This window comes from Dermacoccus sp. Tok2021, assembly GCF_019895135.1.
Lineage (GTDB): Bacteria > Actinomycetota > Actinomycetes > Actinomycetales > Dermatophilaceae > Dermacoccus > Dermacoccus abyssi.
This window is the reverse complement of record NZ_JAGTHU010000047.1, coordinates 1-1,308: the sequence shown is the minus strand read 5'-3', so window position 1 is coordinate 1,308 and position 1,308 is coordinate 1. Positions and strand designations below refer to the sequence as shown.

Genomic DNA, 1,308 nt, shown 5'->3' with positions numbered 1-1,308 from the left:
TGAATCGCCCTGGGTTTCGTTCCTACCTGCTTCCCTGTCCAGCGAGCGCTGGCTGGGCTGATTCGAGGCCAGCGTAGTACGCCTCCTCGACCTCGACCGGCGTGCGGTAATCGAGCTCGCCGTGGAGACGAGCGTTGTTCCACCACCACACGTACTCGAGCGTCGCGAGTTCGACCTGCTCGACCGTCCGCCACGGGCCCTTCCGACGGATCAGCTCGGTCTTGTAGAGCCCGTTGACGGCCTCGGCGAGGGCGTTGTCGTAGCTGTCACCGACGCTCCCTGTCGACGGGGTCGCGCCGAGCTCGTTGATGCGATCCGTGTAGACGACCGAGAGGTAGTTCGACCCATGATCGGCGTGGTGGACGAGGTCATCGAGCGACCCGCGCGCGCCCCACGCGGCCATGTTCAACGCCTGTAACGGCAGCACCTCCGCGCGCAGCGTCCCGGCGACGTTCCAGCCGACGATCATGCGGGAGAACACGTCGATCACGAACGCGACATACGCCATCCCCGCCCACGTTCCGACATACGTGATGTCCGCGACCCACAACCGGTTCGGCGCGGGAGCGGTGAAGTCGCGTTCGACGAGATCCATCGGCTGCGCGATGGTCGGGTCGGACTTCGTGGTGAACACCTTCTTCGACCGCGCCACCCCGCGCACCCCGGCGAGCTTCATGAGCCGCGCGGTCTGGTCACGCCCGATGTCCCACCCCTCCCGCCGGAGGAGAGCATGCATCTTCCGGACGCCGTAGACGCCGTAGTTCTCCTCGTGAAGACGCTGGATCTCGGGGACGAGGAGTTCGTCCTTCAGCTGCCTGGCGGAGGGCACGCGCGTCTTCGCCGCGCGATACCCGCGCGAGGTGAGGAACCCCGGCACCGCGTCGCGGAGGACGCGGCAGAGGAACTCGACCCCGAACTGATCCCTGTGTTCGTCGATGAAGCGGATCATGCTCGTCAGGGACGGTCGAGTTCCTTCGCGAAAAACACGCTCGCGGCTTTGAGGACCTCGTTCGCCTTCTTCAGCTCGGCGTTCTCACGGCGAAGTCGCTTGTTCTCCTCGGCGACGTCGGTCGGCACGCCGGGGCGCTGCCCGGCGTCGATCTCACGGCGGCGGTGCCACACGCGCAGCGTCTCCGGGCTCATGCCGAGCAGGCCCGCGACATGTCGCACCGCGGACATGAGGTTCGGATGCTCGGGCTTGGCCTCGTCGAGCATCCGCAGCGCGCGCTCGCGCATCTCGGGCGAGTACTTCTGATTCATCGGTTCCATCCTTGCTTGAAGAACGGAACGAAACCCAGGGCGATTCAG

1 protein-coding gene is annotated in these 1,308 nt (G+C 66.1%); it reads right to left on the bottom strand.

Annotation, left to right across the window (positions count from 1 at the left end; translation table 11 throughout):
• Positions 1-22: 22 nt before the first annotated feature.
• Positions 23-1,260, bottom strand: a protein-coding gene (locus K9D12_RS14715) for an IS3 family transposase (RefSeq protein ID WP_370448545.1) whose coding sequence is annotated in 2 segments (ribosomal slippage) — positions 23-981 and positions 981-1,260 — 1,239 coding nt in all. Because the reading frame shifts where the segments join, the coding sequence is not laid out codon by codon here.
• Positions 1,261-1,308: the final 48 nt, after the last annotated feature.